The organism is Streptomyces sp. NPDC043812 (genome assembly GCF_056436245.1).
Window position 1 is genome coordinate 16,689 of sequence record NZ_JBWKCY010000036.1, and the last position, 18,724, is coordinate 35,412.

Annotated in this window: 18 protein-coding genes; 9 read left to right on the forward strand and 9 right to left on the reverse strand. The window is 66.9% G+C overall.

The genetic code is table 11. The features are described from left to right. Positions 1 to 115: 115 nt before the first annotated feature. A complete protein-coding gene (locus tag AC067Z_RS34695) occupies positions 116 to 3,784 on the reverse strand; it encodes a laminin G domain-containing protein (protein WP_478793618.1) in 3,669 nt (1,222 codons plus the stop codon). 769 nt (positions 3,785 to 4,553) lie between these two features. Here AC067Z_RS34695 and AC067Z_RS34700 point away from each other — a divergent pair. Both AC067Z_RS34700 and AC067Z_RS34705 read left to right on the forward strand, forming a co-directional pair. Continuing rightward, positions 4,554 to 5,561 (forward strand): hypothetical protein, encoded by a 1,008-nt coding sequence (locus AC067Z_RS34700; RefSeq protein ID WP_478793619.1) that lies wholly within the window; start codon positions 4,554 to 4,556, stop codon positions 5,559 to 5,561. Between the two features lie 83 nt (positions 5,562 to 5,644). After that, on the forward strand, positions 5,645 to 6,265 hold the full coding sequence (locus AC067Z_RS34705; RefSeq protein ID WP_478793620.1) for a hypothetical protein: 621 nt from the start codon (positions 5,645 to 5,647) through the stop codon (positions 6,263 to 6,265). A gap of 1,242 nt (positions 6,266 to 7,507) precedes the next feature. Here AC067Z_RS34705 and AC067Z_RS34710 read toward each other — a convergent pair. Further along, positions 7,508 to 8,473, reverse strand: a complete 966-nt coding sequence (locus tag AC067Z_RS34710; protein WP_478793621.1) for an IS256 family transposase — start codon at positions 8,471 to 8,473, stop codon at positions 7,508 to 7,510. A 233-nt stretch (positions 8,474 to 8,706) separates the two neighbouring features. Here AC067Z_RS34710 and AC067Z_RS34715 point away from each other — a divergent pair, with 233 nt between their 5' ends. After that, a complete protein-coding gene (locus tag AC067Z_RS34715; protein WP_478793622.1) occupies positions 8,707 to 9,420 on the forward strand; it encodes a hypothetical protein in 714 nt (237 codons plus the stop codon). Positions 9,421 to 9,669: 249 nt separating this feature from the next. Here the strand turns inward: AC067Z_RS34715 and AC067Z_RS34720 are convergent, their stop codons facing one another. The 3 genes from AC067Z_RS34720 to AC067Z_RS34730 form a co-directional block, all read right to left on the reverse strand. Continuing rightward, positions 9,670 to 10,536 (reverse strand): alpha/beta hydrolase, encoded by an 867-nt coding sequence (locus AC067Z_RS34720; protein ID WP_478793623.1) that lies wholly within the window; start codon positions 10,534 to 10,536, stop codon positions 9,670 to 9,672. Between the two features lie 600 nt (positions 10,537 to 11,136). After that, positions 11,137 to 11,547: a DUF6463 family protein gene (locus tag AC067Z_RS34725; RefSeq protein ID WP_478793624.1), complete on the reverse strand. Its 411-nt coding sequence runs from the start codon at positions 11,545 to 11,547 to the stop codon at positions 11,137 to 11,139. A 2-nt stretch (positions 11,548 to 11,549) separates the two neighbouring features. Further along, complete coding sequence (locus tag AC067Z_RS34730) at positions 11,550 to 12,113, reverse strand: DUF3995 domain-containing protein (protein ID WP_478793625.1); 564 nt, start codon at positions 12,111 to 12,113, stop codon at positions 11,550 to 11,552. Between AC067Z_RS34730 and AC067Z_RS34735 the strand changes: the two genes are divergently transcribed. Beyond that, complete coding sequence (locus tag AC067Z_RS34735) at positions 12,112 to 12,708, forward strand: TetR/AcrR family transcriptional regulator (RefSeq protein WP_478793626.1); 597 nt, start codon at positions 12,112 to 12,114, stop codon at positions 12,706 to 12,708. The two genes, AC067Z_RS34730 and AC067Z_RS34735, sit on opposite strands and share 2 nt — an antisense overlap. 124 nt (positions 12,709 to 12,832) lie before the next feature. On the opposite strand, the gene AC067Z_RS34740 is transcribed toward AC067Z_RS34735, so the two are convergent. Then, positions 12,833 to 13,120, reverse strand: a complete 288-nt coding sequence (locus tag AC067Z_RS34740; protein WP_478793627.1) for a hypothetical protein — start codon at positions 13,118 to 13,120, stop codon at positions 12,833 to 12,835. 325 nt (positions 13,121 to 13,445) lie between these two features. Here AC067Z_RS34740 and AC067Z_RS34745 point away from each other — a divergent pair, with 325 nt between their 5' ends. After that, complete coding sequence (locus tag AC067Z_RS34745) at positions 13,446 to 13,775, forward strand: hypothetical protein (RefSeq protein WP_478793628.1); 330 nt, start codon at positions 13,446 to 13,448, stop codon at positions 13,773 to 13,775. A 100-nt stretch (positions 13,776 to 13,875) separates the two neighbouring features. On the opposite strand, the gene AC067Z_RS34750 is transcribed toward AC067Z_RS34745, so the two are convergent. Beyond that, complete coding sequence (locus AC067Z_RS34750; RefSeq protein WP_478793629.1) at positions 13,876 to 14,079, reverse strand: cold-shock protein; 204 nt, start codon at positions 14,077 to 14,079, stop codon at positions 13,876 to 13,878. A gap of 324 nt (positions 14,080 to 14,403) precedes the next feature. Continuing rightward, entirely contained in the window at positions 14,404 to 14,940 is a 537-nt protein-coding gene (locus AC067Z_RS34755) for a Dps family protein (RefSeq protein ID WP_478793656.1), read from the reverse strand. Between the two features lie 470 nt (positions 14,941 to 15,410). Here AC067Z_RS34755 and AC067Z_RS34760 point away from each other — a divergent pair, with 470 nt between their 5' ends. The 4 genes from AC067Z_RS34760 (at position 15,411) to AC067Z_RS34775 (ending at position 18,126) form a co-directional block, all read left to right on the forward strand. Then, positions 15,411 to 15,737 carry a plasmid stabilization protein gene (locus AC067Z_RS34760; RefSeq protein ID WP_478793630.1) on the forward strand — a complete coding sequence of 109 codons (327 nt, stop codon included), beginning with the start codon at positions 15,411 to 15,413 and terminating at the stop codon, positions 15,735 to 15,737. Positions 15,738 to 15,889: 152 nt separating this feature from the next. Then, entirely contained in the window at positions 15,890 to 16,285 is a 396-nt protein-coding gene (locus tag AC067Z_RS34765; RefSeq protein WP_478793631.1) for a hypothetical protein, read from the forward strand. A gap of 169 nt (positions 16,286 to 16,454) precedes the next feature. Continuing rightward, complete coding sequence (locus AC067Z_RS34770) at positions 16,455 to 17,576, forward strand: amidinotransferase (RefSeq protein ID WP_478793632.1); 1,122 nt, start codon at positions 16,455 to 16,457, stop codon at positions 17,574 to 17,576. A 199-nt stretch (positions 17,577 to 17,775) separates the two neighbouring features. After that, complete coding sequence (locus tag AC067Z_RS34775) at positions 17,776 to 18,126, forward strand: PRC-barrel domain containing protein (protein ID WP_478793633.1); 351 nt, start codon at positions 17,776 to 17,778, stop codon at positions 18,124 to 18,126. Positions 18,127 to 18,221: 95 nt separating this feature from the next. On the opposite strand, the gene AC067Z_RS34780 is transcribed toward AC067Z_RS34775, so the two are convergent. Further along, positions 18,222 to 18,638: a CBS domain-containing protein gene (locus tag AC067Z_RS34780; protein ID WP_478793634.1), complete on the reverse strand. Its 417-nt coding sequence runs from the start codon at positions 18,636 to 18,638 to the stop codon at positions 18,222 to 18,224. Between the last annotated feature and the right edge of the window lie 86 nt (positions 18,639 to 18,724).

Genomic DNA, 18,724 nt, shown 5'->3' on the forward strand with positions numbered 1-18,724 from the left:
CGCCTGGGCGGGCGGGTACGGCGCTGGTCGAGGCCCTCGGGTGGCTACGGGGCGCACGGGGAATGGGGGTTCGGTTCCGGTTGCCCAGCCCTATTGGGCTGGGCAACCGGAGGCGCTACAGCGCGGAAAGGGCTTCAGAATGGAGAACCTGTGAGTCGACCTGTTCCGGGGTCATCGCGCCGGTCCAGAGCCGCAGTTGCTGCAGATCGCCCGGGAGGTGATGACCAGTCCCGCCTGCCGTGGCGCCCCGTCCGACAGCCATCTCGCCATTGCCGTGCTGGGCGGCCGTAAAACGATTCGTCGTTCCGGCGTCCACTTCCGCAGGTCCCACGTGGAAACGGAGCTGGCCGTAGCGGACTTCAACCCTGTTCGGGTCGGTGGCGTCGGTCCAGTCCCAGGATTGCTGGGCGTCGAAGATGCCGGTGATGTCCGCCCAGGTGCCCAGTTCGGCGAAGCTGTCCATCTGCGCCACCTGAGCCTGCTGAACCGGCCTACCGGTCCCGTCAACCGCGGTGCGGGTGAACTTCCATGCATAGGCGCCCGGCTCGCCGTCTTGGCCCTCGGCGACCTTGACCACCCACAGGGCCCACGACGACTCGCCGCCCAGGCGCTGCCCCGCCACCTGGCCCTGATAGCCGACCGGTTTGCTCTCCAGTAGACCCGGGTCAAGCCGGACGCGGGCCGAGACGGTGAACGAGCCGGTCTCATCGATCAACGGACCGGGAGTGGCGGCGTATGCGGTGGTTCCGTTGAGCACGAGGGCATCCTGATCCGCGGGCAGGGTGGCTCCGCCCGACAACTGCAAACCCTGCTTGTAGTACGGGGACGTCTCACGCAGCACCGTGCCGGTCGAACCTGCCGCATCCCAGGAGCCGACCAGATCGTTTGTCGGAGTGTCGCTGCCAATGAGCTGGGCCTCGCCCGCGATCTCGTCCGCAGTAAGAACGCGCTGCCACACGGCGGTTTCATCGATGAGGCCGTGGAAGTACTCGCCACCGGCACCCGCCCGCACCGAACGGCCGAACTGCAGCCCACCGCTCGCAGTCCACGGCTCATACGCAGACGACACCGTGGAAAGCACGACCTCCTGCTGCGGGCGCCCGTTGACGAACAGCTGCAGCGTGTCGTTCTTCTTGTCCGTATCGCCCTTCGTGTCGAACACACCGGCCAGATGCGTCCACACCCGCAAGGGCGGACCGGTCTGAGTGGAGACGGAGCGCGCGAACACCGGAGTGTCCTGGTCCTTGTCCGCCCGGTTGAACACCCACGCCTTCGACGAAGTGGAGAAGTACAGGGCGAACGCGGACGACTTGCTGCCCGGCTGGGACAGCACCACACCTGTCGACGACGCGGCCGTCTGGTGCACCCAGGTGGAGACGGTGAAGGAGTCGGCCGTGTTCACCGGTGCCGCAGTGGTGGCCGCGTAGCCGGTCTGCTGGGCGGGATCGGTGCTGTCCAGCCACAGCGCCTGGTCCGTGTCGCCGCGGCGTCCCTGCGCCGACCAGCCGGCACCATCGGTGTGGAGGATGGCGTCGTGGCGTGTGGTGCCCTCGGTGGCGGTGTCCTTCGCTGTCCTGGAGCCGGTGGGAGCGTCGTCGAACCGCCAGCGCCCCGTCTCCGCCTCCCCCAGAGCTGTCTTGAAGCGGAACTCCGCCGCAGTGCCCCAGCGCTGGCGCACGTCACGGGCCTCGACGATGAGTACCTGGATACCGGGCAGCGACGGAGTCACGTTATTGACCTTGGCCTCCCCCGGCGCCTCACCCTGCTCAGGCTGCCCGGCGTCGGTCACCTTCGTCTGAGCCGCTGACTCGGTCAACAGACGGTATCGGTAGCCAGTCACGTCGCTGTCGGCGGCATTGGGCTTGAACATGAAACTGCCTGCTTCGCCCGGGCCGCCCTGTGCGTTGCACGCTTCGGCAGTGCACAGCTCGTACGGCCCGTCGCTGGTGATCTGCGGTGCCTCCGGCGCTTCCGAATCAACCTTGAAGTAGCACCAGGCGGAGTACGGGGAGAACAAGTCGCCCGACTTGCCTCCGTAGGCCCAGTGCGACTGGGTGCGTGCCTTGTACCGGTACAGCGTCCCGTCAGTGAGCGCGGGCGTGCGCATGCCTTCGAGGGTGCCGTCCGTGTCCCAGCCGGGTTGGGGCCGGTAGTCAGACATCTGCTTCAGCCAGGAGGTGCCGTTCTTCCTCTCGATTTCGAACTCGGCCTGCAGAGCGGCGACCTCCTCATCCGCCTTCGGCTGGACCAGCGTCTGGACCCGGGCGAGGACCTTCGGATCCGTGCGGGTGACGATCAGCGGCGTCGACTCCGTCTTGTTGCACAGGCCTGTCGCACCGCTCCCGGGGATCAAACCGACCTCGGTCGGCGTCCCGGGCTTGTGCAGGTAGTTGACCTTCAATTCGGCATTGTCGTCGAACCGCTTCCACGCGCGCGGCTCGCTCTCGTCCTTCGCGCGCAGCATGAACGTCATCCGCGAGATCTTGCCGTCGGCGAACGCACGCACCGTGGAGGCGAGGTTCTCGTCCCCCTCGGCCGGGTTGTCGTTGAATTCGATCCACGAATCGGGCTGATCGGGGTCACAGTGGGTACCCCGGCCAGCGGAGACCAGCCGGTCCCCCATCTGGTCGAGTTGCTTGGGTCCGGGCCAGCGAGTCGACTCGGAGATGTTGTCCGTGCGTTCCAGATCGATCGCGTACGGGGTGCAGTTGAAGGACCATGTCTCATAGGCGCGGAAGGTTGCGTCCAGGACGTGCTTCCCGGCCAGTTTGGTGGGCGCGAACTCGAACAGCATCCGGTTCACGTAGCCGTCACCGCAGGTGTAGCCGTCCGCATACCCGCACTTGCCCACACCGTAGTCGCCGTTGAACTGCCAGAATTTGTCCCCGTCCGAGGAGATCACCGTGCGTTCCGAGACGCCCAGACCCACTGGCGGGTCGATGTAGACCGGGTAGACCGTCTCCTGGCCGCGTAGCAAGGACAGGTCCGGCTCCACTGTCACCGCGCCATCGGCCACCTGGACCGGAAGGATCGCGCTGTTGTCCCCCTCGCCCGGGTGCGCCAGGTCCTCGCCGGGCAGGTCTCCGCCGTCTGCCGGCTCCCCGTCGCCAGCCGCACCCGGGCGCAGCAACTGCGGCTCCACACCAGCCGGGCTGTCGTCGCCCGCGGAGTCCCACATCTGCCCGGCCGGGCCCTTGAACACCGGATTCCCATGCCCGTCCAGCGCCTGCAGACCGCCACCGGGCCCGGGAGCGACTTCCAAGCCCTCCGAGGAAACGGCGAGCCGGACCTGCTCCAGGTCGGGGTTGGCGGCTGCCTCGGCGGACTTCACCACGAGCACCTCGCGGTAGCCCTCCGCCGTCGCCGTCAGCTTCAGGTCGACACCGTCAAAGACCTCGGGGTAAGTGGCGGTCGGGCCCACGAGCGTCGGGGTAGGCAGCGTTCCCGGCCAGGCCAGCGTCATCGACGACCCGCCGACGGCCAGGCGCACCAGATCGTCGCCCTTGCCGCCGCCTCCGGAGAAGGCGAGATCGACCACCGCGGCCCTTGGGCCGACCGTGCCGTCCGCCCGCCGCTCGAGCGTCGCATCCACCGCACCCCACGAACCGTCCGCAGCCTTCACCCGCTGCGGCACCGCCGACTGGGTCAGCGTGAACGTCCCGTCCGGATTCGCCATCGTGGTCGAATACGCGCTCCGCTCCGCGACCACCTCCACCGGCTCCCCCGAAACCGCAGCCTGTGCAATCGCCGCCTCCTCCCCCGCAACAGCCGGCTGCTCCGGCACACCAGCACGCTCGCCCGCGGCGGCTGCAGCTGCCGACGGCGCCAACAGGCCAGCCACGAGAGACACGCAGCCCACGACCGCCCCTCTCCGACGCACACGCCCCGGGACGGACCGCCCCCACCACAACCCCACAGTCCCCACCCCAGAGTCACAAGATCTTCAAAAGTCCCGTGAGTAAACGCGTAACACCCCGGAACGTCAATAAGCCTGACCCCGCGACAGGACATGGCCGGCTGATCCAGACCCCCGAGATACCGCCACATGCCGGAATCGCGCACTTCCCACCCCACCTTCCCCGTCGACACCCAGAGTGACGGTGCATCACCTCAGCAAGACGGCGAGGCAGCAGCCTCCAAGCAGTGACCAATTTGCACAACTCCCCCTACTGAAAGGGGCGCGTTCGACAGACGGCGGCACTCTCTATCCGGCTCCGCCCACCACCGCGAGCGGACTCGGCCGCTCCGAATTACGCACCGCGACCAACCCCAGCGCTGCGCATGTAGTAATGCGCGTCATAGGCGGTTCGTCACCATCACCCCGCCCGCCGGTCCCGCGAATGTCGCCATCTCGCCCACCGACAGACAGGCAATGTGGCACCGCCTCCTCGCCTGCGTGGCGCCTCGAGGACGGGCCGCCGTTGCTGCGCTGATCAACAGTCGGGCATACTCCACACTCGCCGTGCGCAACTCCCCCCACGCCGAGGCTCCGGCCATTTCCCGGCGGAACGCGCCTCCTCCCTCTCTCTTCACACCGGAACGGAATTTTCGACGTGCTGGGTGACATCGCCGTTGGCATGCTCCTGGGCGGAACCTTGCTCTGGTTCCAGCTCCTCCCCCTGCGGCTTCCGAGATGGAAGCTCGCCGGTGCCGACCCCGCGCTGCGGCGCGCGCTCGTCGCCGCCTCGTTCGGTGCCTGGAGACCTGCCGCGGCACTCCTCGCCGAGGCGGGGCAGGACTGGGAACGACGTGCCCTCTACACCGAGCATCTGTCCTCCCTCACCGGATGGACCAAGGGCCGTTGGCTTCGGTCCTGGCACGCCGCCAGCCCCGCCGACCCGGATGTGGCCCTCCTCAAAGCACGCTCCCGGATCAGGTACGCGTGGAAGCTGCGCGGTGCCGCCCTCGCGCGCCACACCCCTGCCCGCAGACTCCGGGACTTCCACCGGCAACTGATCACCTCCCGCGAGGAGATAGCCGCGGCCGCCGCGCTCGATCCGGGCGACCCCATCCCGTACATCGCCGAGATCCATACAGCACTCGGTCTGGGCTACCGCCACGACCAGATGCGCGAGTTGTGGGCCGCCGTCACCGTCCGGGCACCGCATCACTACGCGGCCCACTTCCACGCGTTGCAGTACTGGAGTGCCAAGTGGTGCGGCTCGGACGAGCTGGCGCGCGAATTTGCGCAGAAGGCTGCCGCCGACGCGCCCAGGGGCAGCCTGTTGGCCGCCCTGCCCCTGCTCGCCTGGTACGAAACCGTCGTTCGAGGGACCGCCGCGAACGGCTACCGATCACCGGAAGTCCGCGCCATGGTCGACGCCGCTCTGGAGGACGTTGCCGCGGCCGGCGACCACCCACGCCTGGCGGAAGTACGCCACCTTCTCGCCTACTGCCTGCACCAACAGGGGCGGCACCGGGAAGCACTCGCGCAGTTCCGCCACGTAGACGGATACGTCGGTGCCCTTCCCTGGCGTTACTCGGGCTACCCGCGACTGCACTACCGCGCCATCCGCACAGCGACAGCCCGCGGTGCACTGATCGCGTCACTGCGCCGCTGATCCACCCCGCACAAGCACCTGAGCTGCCAGAACGAGCCCAGCCCGACGGTCGGACGCTTCCGATCACACCAACTGCAGCAACTGTGCCGCAAACCAACGTGCGCCGCACCCTGCATCACAACGATCACCCCGTCGCTCATCAGCCCCACCTCATCGGGAGCGACCATGACCAGCACCACCAGCATCGCCACCACAACCGCACGCTGCAGGACGAGCTTCCCAAACTAGAGGCGCACCAGCAGTCGCTGGAGAAGGAACTGGCCCAGGTGACCGAGCGGCTGGAGTCCGTACGCGACGCCCTGACAGCACTGAGCACACTCGCCGACACCATGCTCCCGCAGCCCCGCACCTCGACCGAAGAGCCCACCGACACCACCGCGCAAGCCACCCTCGGTGAACCTGCCACCGACACCACGCCTGCCCCGATTCCCGCACCAGCACCGGCCGTCGAAGCGCAGCAGACGGACAGCACCAACGCGCCCGCACAGGAGAAGACAGCAGCCCGGCGCCGCTCCACGACACGCAAGGCACCTGCGGCTCCGCGCAGGAAGACCACCCGCAAGGCGGCCGACAAGCCGGAGCCCAAGCCCCGCCAGGCGCCCCGTTCATTGGTCAAGTCCCGTGTCGGTCTAGAAGTTGTCGGTTCTGAGGGTTCAACCCGACGAGCGGTCGCCCAGAGCGAACCAGCCTGCGTCCGTCCTTAGCTCGTCCCCATAACCCGTGACTACCCAAGGCCTGTCGTCGGTGTTGTCCTGGCTGAGTATTGGCGGCACGTCAGGGCGACCTTCGCCTGATCCTTTGTTCCGGATCAAGAAGCACACGGGATCGGCGCGAAGGCCATCGACGTAGGTGTGGTGCCGAGGAAGCCGGGGCGGGCAGAACCATCTTCCGGATGCGCCTACTCCGGCGGATGAGCTTGCCAGCAAGGCGGGTCTGGACACAGCAGCGCTGCCTGACCTGCTCGCCGTGGGAGAGAGCGCCGAGCTTCCCCCGCTACGTCCCACGACTTCGAGAGCTCGCGATCAGGATCCTTACTTCCGGAGACCCTGGTGGTCGCCGCGCTGCACGACCTCGGCCTCGGTCTCGACGACCGGACGGCGGGGACCAGGCCGGAGCGATGACTCGCTGCCCCGGCCGGGGCCTCATGGGGGCCAGCAACGGACGCCAGCGGGCGTGCAGGGCTGCTCAGTTCGGCGGAGCCTGGGAACAAGCCGCCATCGGGCCGGCTAGGACACCTGGGTGCTGACTCGGTGGAACAGGGCGGCCGCCATCGCGTTGAGTGCGACGGCGTCCACGGCGAGCGACTCTGGAGGCGGCGGTGGCGAACGTATTCTCCCAGCAGTGGGCTTGGTGCGGCATGCCGTCGTCGCTCAACCAGACCGCGAGCGGCTCCAGCCCGCTCTGCGTTTACGTCCACAACGTCGACCCTTGGCACACGCCTTCGCCAGCGCGCCTTCGGGTACCGGCCGTCCACGTGGGCCGCCGGCAGCTCGACGTCCAGGACGCTCGCCCACTCCTCCAGCCGCAAGCCCCGTCCCCCACAGCCCCTCGACGAAGGCGGTGTTGCGGTCCTCATTGAACCCGTGCCAGCTCTCCGGGCGGAGGCCATCGAACCCGTACCCCCTCAGCCCCACGTCCCGCCACTGCTCGAAAGCCTTCCGCAGAAGCCACTTCACCTGACGTCGAGGAGTTCCCGCAGGACGCAAGAACCCGACGCCCTGACCCCTGGGCGCACGACTGAACGGACTGCGACGGGATCGGATTGAAGACCTCATACTCGCTGGAGGCCCACGCATAGAACCTCTTCAGCCCAGCACGGTCGGTGTCGAACGACGTCCCCTCCACCCGCCTCCAGTTTCGGGAATCCGCCATCCGCCAGTGCTTGAAGTACGTGTAGTCGCGTGTACTAGCCTCGAACCAGAGCCGTCCCCGCTGGTCCAGGAAGTTCAACCAGACGACGAGCGAGTAGGCGTAACGTCGCCACGTGATCCGCTGCTTGGAGACGATCTCGTCAGCCCGGAAGAACAGATTGATCCATGGATGCGCCCCGTGCCGCGCCGACCGCAGGATCGGCGTGCCATCCCGCGCACGTTCTCAATTGCTCTCTCGTGCACATCGCCGAACTGCCGGAGAACCGAGTCGTCTACGGAAGCAGGAAAGTCCCGGCGAAGATCGTAGAACTCGTCGATCGCGTTGACCAGGCCCATGTGGGCGTCGGAGATGACCAGTTGGACGCCGGACAGGCCGCGGGCGATCAGGGAGCGCAGGACGGCGAGCCGGCCGGCGCCGTCCTCGGCGGTGGCCACGTCCAGGCCGAGGATCTCGCGGTGGCCGTCGGCGTTGACGCCGATTGCGATCAGTGCGTGGACGTTGATGATGCGGCCGCCCTCGCGGACCTTCTGGGTCAGGGCATCGACCCAGACGAAGGCGTAGGGGCCGGCGTCCAGGGGCCGGTTGCGGAACGCGGCGACATGTTCGTCCAGGTGCTTGGCCATTGCGCTGACCTGGGACTTCGACAGCTGGGTGACACCCAGGCTCTCGGCGAGCTTTTCCACTCGGCGGGTGGAGACGCCGAGCAGGTAGGCGGTTGCGACCACGCTGATGAGGGCCTGCTCGGCCCGGCGGCGACGCTCCAGCAGCCAGTGCGGGAAGTAGCTGCCCTGACGCAGCTTGGGAACGGCGAGTTCGACGGTGCCTGCGCGGGTGTCCCACTCGCGAGGGCGATATCCGTTGCGGTGGTTGACTCGCTCGTCACTGACCTGCCCGTACTCGGCCTTGCAGAGGGCATCGGCCTCGGCGGACATGAGGGCGTCGGCGAACGTCTTGACCATCGCGCGCAGCAGATCGGGACTCGCCACGGCAAGGTTGTCCTCCGCAAGCGCATGCAGGGGCAGACTGTCGGGTGCGGTCATCGTGCTGATGTCCTTCGTGACTCGACGTCTCGAAGATCAGCCGGTGCCCGTTCATCTATGCGGGCGTCACCCCGACGTGGGAGCAAACCCCCGGATCAGGTCGAACCCGTACACCACTTCTCTGGACGCAACCAATCGATGGGCTTTGCGCAGCTTGCGCCGTGGTTGCGCAAGGTGGGGCTATGGCGAGGGCGGCCCGGTGGTCAGTAGCCTCAGGGGCAAGGGGGGAGCAGATGTCGTCGGTTGTTGCGAACATCCTGATCGGACTGATCACCAGCGTCATCAGTGGCACGTCTGTGTGGTCATGGCAGCGTGCCAGGTTAGCGCGTGTATGGCGGCGCCAGGGGGCGTTCTTCGGTATCAGCCCAGGTCAGACTTGCCTGATCATCTTGAGTCATCGTCACGACTCGCCTTGGGTAACGTCTCGCTACGATGTTTACGCTTTGCTCGAGGCGGCAGCCCTCGTGGACCAGATGCGCGGACAGATCACGTTCGAAGCGGTCACCGAGATCCGTGGCAGCAATGGAAATCGCACCGAGTTTTGCATCGGTGGGCCAGAAGCCAACGAGCGTTCTGCAGGGCACCTCGCGCATAACCTGCCTGGTGTCATGTTCCGGCCTTTCAGCGATGGCCCCGACGCGTTTGGGCTTGTGGTCGGGGGCCGCGAGTTCTTGTGGGTGCGTGGCGAGCGGGAGTACGCAGTCGTCGCCAAGTTCACGCCCCGGGGTGCGAGCAGCCCGGTGTTCCTCATCTGTGGCCAGGTGGCGAACACGAATCGCGCGGCGGTGCACTTTCTCAAACACCACCATCAGGAGCTGGTGAATACCCTGCCGTCCGTCGATCGGTTCTGCCTGATCGTTAGGGTCTCGGCGCCAAGCGTCTATGGGCATGAGCTGGTCGAGCTCGAGCAAGATGTCACGGCCGAGGCGTTCGCCGCCGAAGCGTAGGGAGGCATCCATCCCAGCCCCCTGGCGCGGACTACTTTCGCTGAGATGACCGCAAACGTCTGGGTTCGCCGAGAAACGACCTGATTGGATGAGAACAGTCAGGTGCGTGGGGGGCCGAGGTTTCCCAGCTCACTGTCCTGACACTGAACCTTGAGCGTGTGTCATCGAGGTTTCGGCCGGCCACGGCGGCATGGAGTGGTCCGCCGTGGCCTTGATGTCGCCATCGGGCCGTGCTCTTCCTGCCCCCGGCTATCCCGCCAGTGCGGCGAGTTCACCCAGGACTCGGGCCGCTGGTGCCGGGTCGACCAGCCACTTCAGGTGGCTGCCGTCAAGGGTGCGGACGTCGTACGGGTTGTCCGGCCTCAGCGCGTCGCCCTCGCGGATCAACCGGTCCTGTATGGCGAGCGGCAGGCTCGTGTCGTCGGCCAGGCGGACGTAGGTCTTCGGGATGCGGCCCCAGGTTTCGGCCTGTGCCCGGTCGGTGGAGGTGCCGACGTCCAGGTTCTCGTCGGGCTGGAAGGTGTTCAGGAAGGTCAGGAACTCCTCGTCGGTGACGTCAGCGAGGAAGGCCGCCTTGAAGGCCGCGAGGGCGTCCGGGTCCGCGGTGCGGAAGTTGACGCGGAGCAGACCGAGTTCGGCCGGGTTCCCGGCCAGCGCCAGGCCCAGGGAAGCGGCGTCGACCGTGGCCATCTCCGGCTCGGCGTAGTAGTCGTTGACGTCGAGATCGACAGGGCACCAAGACGAGACGTAGACGATGCGGTCGATCAGGTCCGGCCGTGCGTTGGCTGCCGCGGTGGCCGTGATGCCGCCGCGGCTGTGGGAGACGAGGATCACCGGCCCGTTCTGCTTGGCCCTTTCGAGGGTCCCGATCAGGTGCGCCGCATTGTCGGCGAGCGTGACGCCCTTGATCGAGCCGGGTGCCGTAGCGAGCCCTTCGAGATCTTGTGGGGTCTGGTAGGCGCGCGTGTAGGTCGCTTGGAATCCATGGCCAGGCAGGTCGACGGCGACCGAGCGGTGTCCGAGGAGGCCAAGCTCGGCCTGGAGTGGTGCGAATGAGAAGGAGTTCGAAAAGGCTCCGTGAACCAGTACGAACGTCGGTTGCATCTGTCTGCTCACTTTCTGACATCCTGCGGCAACGGCGGCACGCGCGTCGCTGGTCCCGGCCCGCAGTCACCTGCTCGAACCGGACGTCCCAGTAGGATCGGAGCGGTCGCACCCGGACGCCGCCTTCAAAGGAGCCAAGGTCAAACGCTCCAACAGCCGGATCCGCGCACGCACCCGCGAGCTTCCCCATCACCCCCGACACACGGGCACCCCGTGCCACTCGAACTTCGATAGCACAAACCTAATGATCATCAAGGTTCGGTGGCAATGATCAAGGTTCGATGACACAGGACACTCACGGTCGGTCTGGCAGGACTGGCACGCGTCCGGGTGGCACAGAAAATCGAACAAACATTTTACTACTTCGAGGTGTTGCGCACCGGACGTACCCGCATGACCTGATCCAGAACCAGCGAGACCTGGACGGTACGTATGCGGCGCTCGCTGGACCGCGGCCGCGCCGGTACACCGCCCTGCGCCGTCGCCGCAGCGGGTTACCGGCAGGCTGGCTGAGTCATCGTGTCGGCTTCAGGCCTTGGGGTGGTTGCAGGATCCGCGATTTCGTGAGCAGTGTCGGCGGATCATGAGCACTGTCCGAGCAGATCCGGTTGATCATGAGCGCTGGTGACGGTCGGTAGTTGTCGGAACGGGTGTCCGACGGCCCTCCCCCGCGCTGTCCCGCCGGGCCGCGATCAGGGCCAGCACTCCGAGCACGATCAGTCCGGGTGCGCCGGAGACGGGATAGAGGATCTGCAGCGGCACACCGATGGCGAGCAGATACCAGCCCAGCTGTGCCGGGAGCCTGCCGGTGTCACGAACGATACGTTGGCTGAGTGTGCCCAAGGCGAGGAGGCCGAACCCCGCGAGGAAGAACCACATCTCGTACTCGCGCTGGGGCTCTCCGGGAACAGCGCTCCAGAATCCGTCGCGGGCCACGTCACCGTAGGTAGTAGAGGCGATCAGAGCGACCGCGAAGTGCATTGCGGTCAGTAAGATCACCAGTCGGGGAATCAACCGGGTCATTGTCAGCTTCCTTGGTTCTCACGGTTCTTGAGTCTCCTGGTGACGTGGCGCCGGTCTGGGCGGCGAGGGGCACGAGTGGAGGCGGCTACGTGCGCCGTCAGCCCCCCGAGTGCCAGACACAGCGGGGAGTACAGCGCCAGGTCCCAGCGGGTGAAATCTGTCGGTCGGCTGGTCAGAGCGGAGGAAACCAGGCCAGCCGCACCTCGCAGAAGCAGCACGCCTGATACGCCCCACACGCACTGGCGCACCAATCGACGTGGCCGCACCTGCGGGAACAAGTCGGCCTGGGCTGCGACCACACAGGACGCTGCCCCGAGCGCCACCGCGACTGCGGCCGTCAACTCCGGTGTGGGCAGGTCGGCTTCAGCGACTCCAACGACCGTACGGGCGAACTCGGCACGGCTGGCCAGTGGCCAGGGAGAGAAGGTCCAGATCCCGTGCAGTGCCGCAACCGCGCCGAGGCCGACTGCGGCCGTCCCACCGGCGAGTTTCGTCAGCGTCATACTGCTCCCCCAGCCATTCCATACAGCCCTGTATGGGACGACCATACAGTACTGTACGGACATGGCTAGGAGGCACCTCACCCCCCAGGACTGGTCGACCGCGGCGCTGCGCGCGATGGCACGCGGCGGAGTCGCCGGAGTATCGGTCAACGCGCTCGCGAGCGAGCTGGGGGCAAGCCGGGGCAGCTTTTACTGGCACTTCAGGGATCGCGATGCACTGCTGACGGCCGCGCTGGAAATGTGGGAGCAGGACACCACCACAGCCCTGATCTCGGAGCTGGGTGACATCGCCGATCCCAGGCAGCGGCTGACAGCCCTGTTCACCACCGCGCTGGGGCCGGAAAGCATCAACGGCCTGGAGCCCGCGATCGTCGCCCATGCCGATCACCCTGGCGTCGCCCCGGTCCTGCGCCGGGTCACCGAGCGGCGGGTCGGCTACCTCACTGACCTCTACACCGACCTGGGCCTGGCCCCCGCCTCAGCCCGGCGCCAGGCAGTCGCCGCGTACGCCGCTTTCCTCGGATGGCTCGAACTGCGCCGCTCCGCCTGCGACATCGTGCCCGAAGTCGCCGCCACCGGCACCATCGCCACCGTCGCGCTTGAGCACCTCATTACCGAGCTGGCCCGATCCGCCACGCACGAGGCGGAGCCGGAGTAAAGCATGTCACCGTTCTCGATGGTCTCGCCCGCCCGCGAGCCCGGAAATCGACCAGCCCTGACACGGACTCAACTGCCTTCACTGCCGTGACCGCCGACGATCCCGCGATGGCACAGATTGCTCGTCATCGGCCAACGTGACCTGTGCTCATTGAGCCCACGACGATGACCGCGACGGCCAGTGTGCTGCCCCAGTCGCCGTTGTAGAGGCCTCGGGCGTGTGCGGGAGCGATGGTCGTCAGGAATTTGCCGGCCGCGATGAAGAGGATGCCTTCACCGGGGACGATGATGGTCACCATGTAGCCAAGGCCCGTGGATGCGAAACCGGCGGCCGCCACCCCTGCGCCGAGGATGACCGAGCTCGCGGCAAAGGGCGCGAGCAGGGGCCGTGTGCTGCGCGGCGGCTGAGCCATCTCGTGATCGGCGGTGGTACCGCGAGGACGACGCCCGCGCCTACGGCTTGAGTCCAGCCGTAGGCGGCGGCGCACAAGCCGCGGGCGACCATGAGCATGGGCAGAGCGGAGAACATGCTCCCGGCCCAGATTCAGGCCGCGACACTTGCCAGCCACAAGAGCCGGAGTCGACGGTCTACCAGGGCGTGGTGCAGTGAGGCGCGGCCGGGTACGGCGACGGTCCGGGGCCTGTGGGGCGCACGACGAGCAGGGCGAGAAGGCCGAAGGCGGCGCACGCTGCGGCGTTGATGCCGATTGACGGGCCTACCACAGCACCAACACCGTGGTGCCCGAGCAGCGCGTGCGCATGACCTCGTGCGCGGCGCAACTCTGCGCCGAGCACTGGCAGGAGGCCCGCTCCCGCGTGCAGCGGCGGGACGGCACCGAGGAAGGCACCTACGCGGACAACCGTGGCGGCCCCGGATCCGGTGAAGAGGGCTTCGACGCCCGCGAGTTCAAGGCCATGGTCGACGCGGCTCGGGTGATGTCACCGCGGTCGTGCAGAAATAGCTGGTCGACAACGGCCGCATCGAGCCTGGTACGCCGATCGTGGGCTTGGAGATCCGGGCCCTGGATACCCAGGGAGGACCGGGCCTGGATACCCAGGGAGGACTGATACCGGAGAAGGCCCCGGCAGGCAGCTGAACGCTGTTGACGAATCGGCTCGGGCGCCCGGTCTCAGCGGGTAGCCGGTGGGACCAGGCGCCAAGAATGCTCTACAGGCGGTGGACCTGCTCCGCCTGCGGCCCCTTGGGCCCCTGAGTGACGTCGTATTCGACCTTGTCGCCCTCCAGCAGCTCCTTGAAGCCGGTGGTCTGGATGGCGGAGAAGTGGACGAACACGTCCGGGCCGCCGTCGTCCTGCTGGATGAAGCCGAAGCCCTTGTCGGCGTTGAACCACTTCACCGTGCCTGTTGCCATCAGTTCAATCCCTCATCGCATGCCACGGCACCAACTCTCAGGCGCCGACCGCAGCCCTGTCGCGACTCCGGCTCCCTGAACCTTGTCATCCCGAACGCCTTCCGTCGGTGAACCCGTCCAAGGCGCCAGGCACCACTTCGCAAACGGCGTCGTCATCAGTGTCCTTTTGAGATGCCGGAGCACTGTTCCGGCACAAGGGGATCGGCGGCGTGGGTGATCAGGCCGGTCAGGAGTTCGTCGCTGACATATCGGCCGCTCCATCCCGTCGGCGTCCTTCGCCATGCGCGCAAGACGTCGTCGATGCCCTGAGTGCCCGCCGGTTTGTCAGGGACGGCCGCGAGCCTCGTCGGCGGCCTGCGCAGCGGCGTTTCGTTCCGTCGACGCGCCGGCCGTGCTCAGCCGCCCGCCGCTGCTCTCGAGGTGGGCGCGCACGAACCACTGGAAGAGCTCCAGTACGCGGAGCTGCTCGAGGAGCATGTCCTGTGTGACGGGGTCGGACTCGTCGGTCGCCTTCATCGCGGCGCGATGATCCTCGATGATCGACGTGTACACGAGATCGAGTGCGCCCAGGTGCTCGATGGCCTCGGCGCGGCCGATTGAGTAGTCGTTCCACGTGCGGTCGGAGACGAGCGCGCCGGGAGTGCCCTGCGGTTCGCCGCCCAGTGTGGCGATGCGCTCTGCGAGGTCGTCCGTCATCGACCTGACCTGCTCGACCTGCGGGTCGATCATCTCGTGCACGGCGATGAAGTGCGGTCCCACCACGTTCCAGTGGACGTGCTTGAGGGTGAGCGTCAGATCGTTCAGTGAGTGCAGGCGCATCTGCAGCAGTTCGATGACCGCGGCGCTGTCCTGCTTCGTCATTCCCGGAACGGTGTAGTCAGGTGCCTTGGGCGTCACGGTCACTCCTTGCTCGGTGGTTGCCTCTCGCCAGGCAATCACCGAAGGCGGGGTCACGCCTGGCCAGGAGGAGTGCTCGCTGCTCCGAAAGGGGGTCCCACTCAGCGGCCGAGCACCGAGGCGACCGTGTCCACACTCTCTCGGGGAGCAGATTCTCGCGGGCCCGGTCCGCGGCCTGTGCATGACCCTGCTGCCTGAGGCTCAACCAGGGCCCCGCCGAACATACCGTCCAGCCGACTGCGCGCGGCGCATCCGCGGACGGGCCTCGTTGGCCTCAACGGATATCGGCCTCGGCCCCGTGACGGGCAGGGAGGCCCTCAGTGCACCAGTACGACGCCCCGCTCCCCGCTTCTCCGGTGCGTGGCCGGGTTGCGGGCAAGCGAAGGGTGACGCCGAATTGACTCGGCGGATTGGGAAGATCGGTGGAGGACATCATGCCTGCAGGGTCCAGCTCCAAGCGGGAGCGCCAATACGAACACATCAAGGAAGGCGCCGAAAAGCGCGGCGCCTCCACCGGGCGGGCCAAGGAAATCGCCGCACGGACGGTCAACAAGGAACGCGCACGATCCGGAGAGTCGAAGACGGCGAGCAAGACGTCCACGCAGGACCGGAAGTCGGCATCGCAGCGCGGCGGCGAACGGTCCCACAGCGGATCCCAAGGACCCACCAAGGACCAGCTGTACGAGGAAGCAAAGAAGAAGAACATCGAAGGACGCTCCTCGATGAACAAGCAACAACTGCGCCAGGCCCTCGGCCGCTGAACCCACCGAACCGGCAGCAAGCACGCGGCACAGGAGACACGGATGAGCCTTCGGCCGTGACGGTCTGCGGCACGCCCCCGTGGACCGAACCGGCGACCGCCGCAGGGTAAGCACACCCGCCTTGATCCATCCGTGTCGAGAGGAGCCCCGTCGTGGACGACGGACCCCTGCCTGAAGATCTCACTCTCCCGGAACTCTGCGATCTTTGCCGTCAGGCCGTCGAGCCGGGTGCGACGGTCTACGGAGAGGTCCGTGACTCCTCGTTCGCCCATCCTGCCGACCCCGAGCAGGACGGCCAACGCCTGCTGATCGCCTGCTCCGGCTCTCACCTCGCCGACCTGCAGCAGCAGTACCGCGAGCGGCCCTTCGTCAAAGAGGAACTATGGCTACTGAAGATCGACAGAGCCATGAGACAGCACCCCAACGAGTTGACCACCGAGCAACTCGCCAACGAGACGGGACTCAACCTGCTCCAGCTGGAAGCAGCTGCGACCTGGAGACTACGCAACGGCGGTTCCACCGTGCGGGCCCCTCGCGACCAACAGTAGGAAGCCTCCGCGGCCGATCGCGTACGTGCCAGTCAACCGGCCGACCCGCACACCGCCCTGCGCCGGGCAGGACGCCGACAGCTGTAGTTGGGTTGCACGCCCCAAGCATAGGAGCAGTGCTCAGCATTCTGACAGCGCCGGCGGACACCACTGCCCGAAGCGCCGGCGCATGATGCCGGCGCCAACCGTCACAGCTGACGCGGCGGATCCTCTTGTTTCCCCCGTAAATTCACACAACGAGTGGGATCCGCTCGAGGAGATCATCGTCGGGCGTCTCGACGGCGCGACGATCCCCTCCAACCATCCGGTCGTGTCCTGCAACATCCCGCCATGGGCTGCGCGCTTTCAGAGGCTTGTCGCCGGCTCCAGGTATCCGCGCATGCTGATCCGGCGTGCGCAGCACGAGCTCGATGAGTTCATCGCTCTCCTGGAGTCCCTCGGCGTCACGGTCAGGCGCCCGGAAGTGGTCGACCACAGGCAACGCTTCGGCACCGCCGACTGGTCGTCACGCGGATTCTGCAGCGCGTGCCCCCGCGACAGCATGCTCGTGATCGGCGACGAGATCATCGAGACTCCCATGGCATGGCCGTGCCGATATTTCGAGACCCACCCCTACCGAGCGATCCTCAAGGACTACTTCCGGCGCGGTGCACGCTGGACTGCGGCACCGAAGCCGCAACTCACCGACGCACTCTACGAGCCGGATTTCCGTATCCCCAAGGCGGACGAGCCTGTGCGCCACCTCCTCACCGAGTTCGAGCCGGTATTCGACGCAGCGGATTTCGTGCGGGCAGGCCGGGACCTTTTCGTTACGAGGAGCAACGTCACCAACCGCATGGGTATCGACTGGCTGCGCCGTCATCTCGGACCGGGCTATCGCATCCACGAGATCGAGAGCCGCAACCGTACGCCCATGCACATCGACACGACGTTCCTCCCCCTCTCGCCCGGCAAGGCACTGGTCAACCCTGAGTACATCGACGTCGACCACCTCCCCGACGTCCTGAGCTCGTGGGACATCCTCCTCGCCCCCGAGCCCAACCCGATCGAGGAGCCCTTGCTCAAGATCACGTCGATGTGCGGCAAGTGGCTCAACATGAACGTTCTCATGATCGACGAGAAACGGGTCATCGCGGAGCAGCACCACACTGACATGCTGCGCGCACTCGAGAAGTGGGGGTTCGAGCCGATCCCGTGCAACATGCTGCACTACGCGCCGTTCGGCGGCTCATTCCACTGCGCAACGCTCGATATCCGGCGTCGCGGCACGCTCACCTCGTATGTCGATTGATGGGGCCCACCGACCATCAGTACTCAAGGTCCGGATACGGCGCACGATCACCGACACAGCACAGGGATCGGCCATTCGATCGGCAGCCGACCGGCGCCGGGCACGCGCCAGGAGCAACACCGGCGCCGAGTGGCACGCCGTAACCAAAGGACATACGTTCAGCGGCAATCGGCCGAAACACACACCGAGAGGCACTGTGATGACCGAAGACATCTGGGGCTATCGACCGGACGCGGGATATCAGAGGGGGGTCGATCTCGTCGGCTACCGGGTCGAAGCCACCGACGGCCATATCGGCACGGTCGACAGGCACTCCGAGGACGTCGGCTCCTCCCACATCGTCGTCGACACCGGAGTCTGGATCTTCGGCAAGCACGTCCTGCTGCCCGCCGGAATCATCGAACGCATCGACACGGCCGCGGAAACGGTCCACGTCAGCCGGACCAAGGACCAGATCAAGGACGCCCCCGAATTCGACCCTGCCCAGCAGACCGGCGAACCCACCTACCTAGAGCAGTTCGCCCGTTACTACCGCCAGCCACACATGTAGGGGCGAACCCTCGGCACCCGGGGCTCCGGCCGTCGCCACGCCATCCCTGCGCCGCGTCATTGCGGAACCGGCGGCATCTCCCGCGGCGTACCCGGTCAGTCGGTGGACAATGCCTGGAGCAGGTCGCCGACCTTCGGGTCCGGCAGGGCGCGGGCTACATCAGCCTGGGCGACCATGCCGACCAGCGTGTGACCATGGATGACCGGCAGCCGGCGCACCTTGTGCTCACTCATGGTGCGCAGGACCTCTTCGGCGTCGTCGTCGGCACCGATGGTGACCGCCTCGCCCTGGGCCAGCTCACCGGCCTTCACCTCGGCCGGGTCCTTGCCCGCCCCCAGGACCTTCACCACGATGTCCCGGTCGGTGAGCATGCCCTTGAGCCTTTCATCCAGGCCGCAGATCGGCAGTGCCCCGACGCCCAGCCGAGTCATCTTCTTCGCCGCTTCAAGCACCGTCTCCTGAGCGCCGATGCACTCGGTATCCGCCGTCATGATGTCGCGAGCCTTCGTCATCGGTCAGCACTCCCTTTCACTCTCGGGCTGCGGGCACTCCCCCATGGGCAGAGGCCCGGGAGCACACGGGTGCCCCCACACCCCGG

Coding starts and splice junctions, on each gene's coding strand:
- AC067Z_RS34710 (WP_478793621.1), bottom strand. CDS start 8,473: ATGACCGCACCCGACAGTCTGCCCCTGCATGCGCTTGCGGAGGACAAC.
- AC067Z_RS34715 (WP_478793622.1), top strand. CDS start 8,707: ATGTCGTCGGTTGTTGCGAACATCCTGATCGGACTGATCACCAGCGTC.
- AC067Z_RS34725 (WP_478793624.1), bottom strand. CDS start 11,547: ATGACCCGGTTGATTCCCCGACTGGTGATCTTACTGACCGCAATGCAC.
- AC067Z_RS34735 (WP_478793626.1), top strand. CDS start 12,112: ATGGCTAGGAGGCACCTCACCCCCCAGGACTGGTCGACCGCGGCGCTG.
- AC067Z_RS34730 (WP_478793625.1), bottom strand. CDS start 12,113: ATGTCCGTACAGTACTGTATGGTCGTCCCATACAGGGCTGTATGGAAT.
- AC067Z_RS34740 (WP_478793627.1), bottom strand. CDS start 13,120: ATGGCTCAGCCGCCGCGCAGCACACGGCCCCTGCTCGCGCCCTTTGCC.
- AC067Z_RS34750 (WP_478793629.1), bottom strand. CDS start 14,079: ATGGCAACAGGCACGGTGAAGTGGTTCAACGCCGACAAGGGCTTCGGC.
- AC067Z_RS34755 (WP_478793656.1), bottom strand. CDS start 14,940: ATGACGAAGCAGGACAGCGCCGCGGTCATCGAACTGCTGCAGATGCGC.
- AC067Z_RS34760 (WP_478793630.1), top strand. CDS start 15,411: ATGCCTGCAGGGTCCAGCTCCAAGCGGGAGCGCCAATACGAACACATC.
- AC067Z_RS34770 (WP_478793632.1), top strand. CDS start 16,455: ATGATGCCGGCGCCAACCGTCACAGCTGACGCGGCGGATCCTCTTGTT.
- AC067Z_RS34775 (WP_478793633.1), top strand. CDS start 17,776: ATGACCGAAGACATCTGGGGCTATCGACCGGACGCGGGATATCAGAGG.
- AC067Z_RS34780 (WP_478793634.1), bottom strand. CDS start 18,638: ATGACGAAGGCTCGCGACATCATGACGGCGGATACCGAGTGCATCGGC.